Source organism: uncultured Parabacteroides sp., from assembly GCF_947855115.1.
In the GTDB taxonomy this organism is placed as follows: Bacteria; Bacteroidota; Bacteroidia; order Bacteroidales; family Tannerellaceae; genus Parabacteroides.
Genome location: NZ_CANTZW010000058.1, coordinates 1 through 5,572 on the forward strand (window position 1 = coordinate 1; position 5,572 = coordinate 5,572).

Here is a 5,572-nt window from a genome sequence, read left to right on the forward strand (position 1 = left end):
ATCTGTAAAACTTTAATGCGGATTAAAATTCTGTTGATCATCGTTTGAAGGAACTTCTTTATTATAAATTAGGTCGCAAAGGTAGTTGTTTTTTCTATAAAAGAATCCGGATTTACTTAATTTTATATGTGTTAGATGATATTTTACAAATTTAGCCTCTGGAGATGTATTTTCGATCGTTAAAATAGTTGCTAATTAAAAAAAAATGCACATATTTGAAGCAAGTTATATAAAGTGGGTGGTTTTTTAACGGATGTTAGCTGTCATGGAAGAATCTATAAAGAAAAAACATGTTGAAGGTGGCGACAGGGAGATTTTGTATTCCAAAGCCATCAAAGCGGGAAAACGGATTTATTATCTGGATGTGAAGAAAAATTTGAAAGATGACCTATTCGTTGCCGTTACGGAGAGTAAGAAAGTTCAATCGAAAGACGGTTTGCAAGTCTCGTTCGAGAAGCATAAGATTTTCCTGTATAAGGAGGACTTTGAGAAGTTCATGGAGGGAATGCAAGATGTAATCGGTTATATCAAGGACTCAAATTTGAAGAAATCGACGCAAGATGTAGCAGAAACCGGAGAGGAGGATATCTCTTGTGAGGATTCAGAGGAGGAGGAAGAAGGTATGTCTTCCGGTGATATAAAGCTGGACATTGAATTTTAATAGGATGCGAAAGGAAAAAGATAACGGGCTGTTACTCCTAGAGAGAAACAGCCCGTTATGTGTTAGGAACTTCCTGTAAGGAAAAATCCTATTCTTTGCTGCGAAATTATTCAGCCGGATGGATCGCTTCTGTAGGACATGCGTCAGCGCAAGTTCCACAATCTGTACACATTTCAGGATTGATGCTGTATTTATCACCTTCTGAAATTGCTCCTACCGGACACTCATCTATACAAGTTCCGCATGCAATACAATCATCGCTAATTACGTAAGCCATTTTTTAAACGTTTAAATTGATAACTATTAGTAGGTGCAAAAATATAGCTTTCTTTCTATTTAAAAAATATCTACCGTCTTATTTTCTTCAAAAATCTTGTTTTTTGCAATATCTTTGTCGGGTTTTCGTTATTAAATAAAATAGGTTGAGATTTGAGACGATTATTATTTATATTATATGTGGTAAGCTTAGCTACCATGGGGGCCATGGCTCAAAAGGAGAGGGTAAAGAATCAGCCGTACGCTGATTTGAAATGGCTTCATCTGGGGTTTCATGTGGGTATTCACTCACAAGATTTGTTGTTGACTCATACCGGTGTCACGACGAATGGGGAGACTTGGTTCGCCGAGATTCCTTCTTACTCACCCGGTTTTAGTGTCGGGGTGATCGGGGATATGTATTTGAATCCTTACTTTAATTTGCGCTTTACACCATCAATCCATTTTGGAGATAAAAAATTTAAGTTCAGGGAACAGGCTACAGGAGAGGAGTTTATTACGAATGTACGTTCGAGTTACCTGAATTTCCCGTTGGATATTAAGTATGCGGCTTTGCGGTTGAATAATTACCGTCCTTACTTGATCGGTGGAATCTATGGCTCTGTGGATATCGGACGAAAGAAAGGTAACCCAATTCTACTGAAAAGTACGGACTTCGGCTTTGAGTTTGGTGTGGGATGCGATATCTACTTGCCTTATTTTAAATTATGCCCGGAACTGAAATTTTGTTTCGGATTGGTTGACCTCTTGGAAAAAGATCGTCCGGATTTGGTGGATCAAGCCAATATCAAGTATACGAACGCGCTGTCGAAAGCTACATCCCGTATGGTAATCCTGACATTTAATTTCGAATAAATAATTCGATATAGATATAGGCGGCGGGGATTGCCATCATTACGCTGTCGAAACGGTCTAGCATACCTCCGTGTCCGGGCAATATGTGTCCGGAGTCTTTCACGCCCAATGTACGTTTCATCAGCGATTCGATCAAGTCGCCCCAAGTTCCGAACACTACGATCGTAGCAGCTAGTCCAAGCCATATGTACCGGTTGGTGGAAGGTATGAATCCCGCGAAAATTTGGGAAGCGATCAACACAAATACCAATCCTCCGTAAAAACCTTCCCACGATTTCTTGGGAGAAATGCGTTCGAATAATCTTCTTTTTCCAAACATTGATCCTACCAGGTAAGCCCCTGTATCGTTTACCCATACGAAAACGAAAATAGCCAAGGCAAAATAGGGGAAATGTATGATCTCGCCCGGTGTGTTGGGTACTGACGTGATGAAGTTTAGCAGAGAGAAGGAGCCTGCGCAATAGACTTGGCCGAATAAGGTCAATGCCCAGTTATTGATCGGATTACCGGCTTTATCGTAAAGCTCCGTAATCATCGTATACATCAAGAATAAAAGATAAGGAAGAAATATGTTACCCCCAGCCAAACCATTGGCATAACCGAATGTCGCGGCGAACAGATAAGCTCCACCCAAGGAACTGATGAACCGTTTAATGGCGGCGTTCTCATAATGTTTGACCAACCCGTAAAACTCCCATAAGGAAAGCCCGGTGATGAGTCCGAATACCACGAGAAAATAATAGGAGTGGAAATAGATCGCGCCGACCAGTACCGCTACGAAAATAATGCCAGTTAATGCACGTGTAATCAGATTTTTCAAAACAATAATGTTTTTGCTTGTTTGTAATTTTGGCTACAAATATAACTAATAAATTGATAATATAGCTATAAGGAAAGCCGGATAGTCTTTTTGTACAAAAGATATTATCCGGCCTTCTTTATTTCAGATATCCTGGTTTATGTCAAGCTATTTTCTCGGTTTGATTGGCGTCCGAGGAAACCTCTTTCTTATTCTCGTCGGCCGGAGAGACAGTCGTGGTCGTTATCGTTGTCTCACCCGTACTTTCCTCATCCGTAGATTTCTGCTTGTTTTTACCGTTTGCTTTTTCTTGCAATGCTAAGATTTCTTGCGAGCGAGAGATCCAGGCTCGTTTACCGAAGATATGTTCTACGTCCTCAGAGTAAATAACCTCACGATCCAATAATACCTGGGCCAATTGGTTATGCCCCTCCTTGTTCTCGGATAATATCCGTTTAGCTCTTTCGTACTGCTCGCTGATGATCTTTTGTACTTCAATATCGATCAGCTTTGCTGTTTCTTCGCTATAAGGCTTGGTGAATCCCCAATCCTGCCCCGTGGAATCGTAATAGTTCAAGTTGGGAAGCTTATCGCTCATACCAAAGTAAACAACCATCGCATAGGCTTGTTTCGTTACACGTTCCAGGTCATTGGATGCGCCTGTCGATATTTTGCCTAGGAATAATTCCTCCGCGGCACGTCCGCCTAAAGTCGCGCACATCTCATCTTGCAATTGCTCGCGTGTCGTAATCTGTCTTTCCTCCGGCAAGTACCAAGCGGCTCCTAGGGCTTTTCCTCGAGGAACAATCGTGACTTTAACCAGAGGATTGGCATGCTCAAGCAACCAGCTTAAAGTCGCGTGGCCTGCCTCATGAGTAGCGATGCTCTTCCGTTCTTCCTCGGTCGTGATTTTTGACCGTTTTTCCAAACCACCCACGATACGGTCTACAGCATTCATGAAGTCTTCCTTCTGTACGAATTTCTTACCGTTGCGGGCGGCAATCAAAGCGGCCTCGTTACAAACATTCGCGATATCAGCTCCCGAGAATCCCGGGGTCTGTCTTGCCAAGAACTCGGCATCTACGCTTTCATCTATCTTGATCGGACGCAAATGTACTCCGAATATTTCCTTGCGTTCGTTCAAATCCGGTAATTCAACATGGACCTGCCGGTCGAAACGTCCGGCACGTAATAACGCTTTGTCCAAGATATCCGCACGGTTTGTGGCGGCTAAGATGATAACACCGCTGTTAGAGCCGAAACCATCCATCTCGGTCAACAACTGGTTCAACGTGTTCTCGCGCTCATCGTTGCTGTTCATGTTTGCGTTCTTTCCGCGGGCACGTCCTACCGCGTCAATCTCATCGATAAAGACGATACAGGGGGATTTCTCCTTGGCTTGACGGAATAAGTCACGCACGCGAGAAGCACCTACGCCGACAAACATCTCTACGAAATCGGAACCGGATAGGGAGAAAAACGGCACGTTCGCCTCGCCAGCCACGGCTTTCGCCAATAAAGTCTTACCGGTTCCCGGAGGGCCCACCAATAATGCGCCCTTGGGGATCTTACCTCCTAATTCGGTATATTTCCCCGGATTCTTCAAGAAAGAGACGATTTCCTCTACCTCTTGTTTTGCCTCGGCTAATCCGGCCACATCCTTGAATGTAACCTTACGATCGTTGTCCTTATCGAATAACTGGGCTTTTGCCTTACCTACGCTGAATACGCCTCCCGGACCTGCGCCTGTGCCACCGGACATACGTCGCATCAAGAACATCCACACACCGATCAATAAGATGATCGGCCCGAATGAAACCAAGAAGCTCCAGATAGCGTCATCGCCTTCCTCAAAACGGACTTGTGTGTCAATATGATTATCGAGTACCGCCTTATCATAAAAATCGGAAAACTTATCGGCCGACGGAATCATTACGTATACTTTCGGAGAAACCCCGATTTTAGATACATCCATATTTCCGAAGACTTGTTCCGTCTTCCCGCTTTTCACCGTAGCCTCCACCAAGTTCTTCTTGTTGTAGACTGTCATTTTATCGAATACGTTCTCCTGTGCCAGTTTCTGGAACTCTGTCCAACCTAGCTCTTTCGTTCCCGAAGAGTCGTTTGTCATATATAGGGCGACGAGCATGATGAAGATCAGCCCGTACATCCAATACAAATTAAAACGAAACATCTTAGGTTTCCTACCCTTCGGTGTTTTATTAAACAGATCGTTTTTATTTTCCATAAGAAATTATCATCAAATATTTAGGCCGGCTTAATCAATGTCTGGTACTTGTGTAACCTTCGAGTCTGCCCAAAGGTTCTCCAAGTTATAAAATGCACGTTGTTCCGGCAAGAATATATGTACAAGAACCGTGCCATAATCCATGCCGATCCATTGAGCAGCCTGCGTACCATCGATAGATAATGGTTTCTCGTTGGCGTTTTTGCGTGCGAAATCCCATACGGAATCGGATAAAGCTGAAACTTGGGTAGGGGTGTTTCCCTCGCAAATAACCATATATTGGCAAATGGCGCCAGAGGTCTGGCTTAAATCTACAGTTACAATATTTTTGCCTCTTTTTTCTTGAAGGCCCTCAATAATCGTTTTTACTAATTCTTTTGTTTGATCCATTTATTTCTTAATTGATATAATTTTCCAAGTCGCAAATATAGTTCTTAATTCGTTATATACGTCTTTTTCTTTCATTAATATATGTGTAATACCTTGTTTGAGACTGTCTCTTCGATCGTTATAAGCTTTTAGAAAAAACACGTACGTCTTTTCGGGAAAACACGTACATGTTTTATACGAAAGACGTACGTGTTTTTTCCAGGCATTTTTTTCGAGGGTTTATTTGCAAATTTTGAAAAAGTATATACCTTTGCACTCGCTAACAAGAGAGTTGGCGGTTTGTTAAATATTGTTCTATGGTGTAATGGTAGCACAACAGATTCTGGTCCTGTTTGTCCTGGTT

The 5,572-nt window shown here is 42.5% G+C and carries 6 protein-coding genes; 2 read left to right on the forward strand and 4 right to left on the reverse strand.

From position 1 onward, the window contains the following. The first annotated feature begins 265 nt into the window (after positions 1-265). The gene (locus Q0110_RS18160; RefSeq protein WP_297909890.1) at positions 266-661 is read left to right on the forward strand and encodes a DUF3276 family protein; all 396 of its coding nucleotides are present in this window, start codon (positions 266-268) and stop codon (positions 659-661) included. Positions 662-767: 106 nt separating this feature from the next. On the opposite strand, the gene Q0110_RS18165 is transcribed toward Q0110_RS18160, so the two are convergent. Further along, positions 768-938 (reverse strand): 4Fe-4S binding protein, encoded by a 171-nt coding sequence (locus Q0110_RS18165; protein ID WP_005854886.1) that lies wholly within the window; start codon positions 936-938, stop codon positions 768-770. A 152-nt stretch (positions 939-1,090) separates the two neighbouring features. On the opposite strand from Q0110_RS18165, the gene Q0110_RS18170 reads away from it, so the two are divergent. Continuing rightward, complete coding sequence (locus tag Q0110_RS18170; RefSeq protein ID WP_297909895.1) at positions 1,091-1,792, forward strand: porin family protein; 702 nt, start codon at positions 1,091-1,093, stop codon at positions 1,790-1,792. On the opposite strand, the gene Q0110_RS18175 is transcribed toward Q0110_RS18170, so the two are convergent. The 3 genes from Q0110_RS18175 to rsfS form a co-directional block, all read right to left on the reverse strand. Further along, complete coding sequence (locus Q0110_RS18175; RefSeq protein ID WP_297909898.1) at positions 1,779-2,612, reverse strand: phosphatidate cytidylyltransferase; 834 nt, start codon at positions 2,610-2,612, stop codon at positions 1,779-1,781. The genes Q0110_RS18170 and Q0110_RS18175 overlap by 14 nt on opposite strands. A gap of 142 nt (positions 2,613-2,754) precedes the next feature. Then, positions 2,755-4,839: an ATP-dependent zinc metalloprotease FtsH gene (ftsH, locus tag Q0110_RS18180; RefSeq protein WP_297909902.1), complete on the reverse strand. Its 2,085-nt coding sequence runs from the start codon at positions 4,837-4,839 to the stop codon at positions 2,755-2,757. Positions 4,840-4,869: 30 nt separating this feature from the next. Continuing rightward, a complete protein-coding gene (rsfS, locus tag Q0110_RS18185) occupies positions 4,870-5,229 on the reverse strand; it encodes a ribosome silencing factor (RefSeq protein WP_297909905.1) in 360 nt (119 codons plus the stop codon). Positions 5,230-5,572 lie beyond the last annotated feature (343 nt).

Coding starts and splice junctions, on each gene's coding strand:
- Q0110_RS18160 (WP_297909890.1), top strand. CDS start 266: ATGGAAGAATCTATAAAGAAAAAACATGTTGAAGGTGGCGACAGGGAG.
- ftsH (WP_297909902.1), bottom strand. CDS start 4,839: ATGGAAAATAAAAACGATCTGTTTAATAAAACACCGAAGGGTAGGAAA.
- Q0110_RS18165 (WP_005854886.1), bottom strand. CDS start 938: ATGGCTTACGTAATTAGCGATGATTGTATTGCATGCGGAACTTGTATA.
- rsfS (WP_297909905.1), bottom strand. CDS start 5,229: ATGGATCAAACAAAAGAATTAGTAAAAACGATTATTGAGGGCCTTCAA.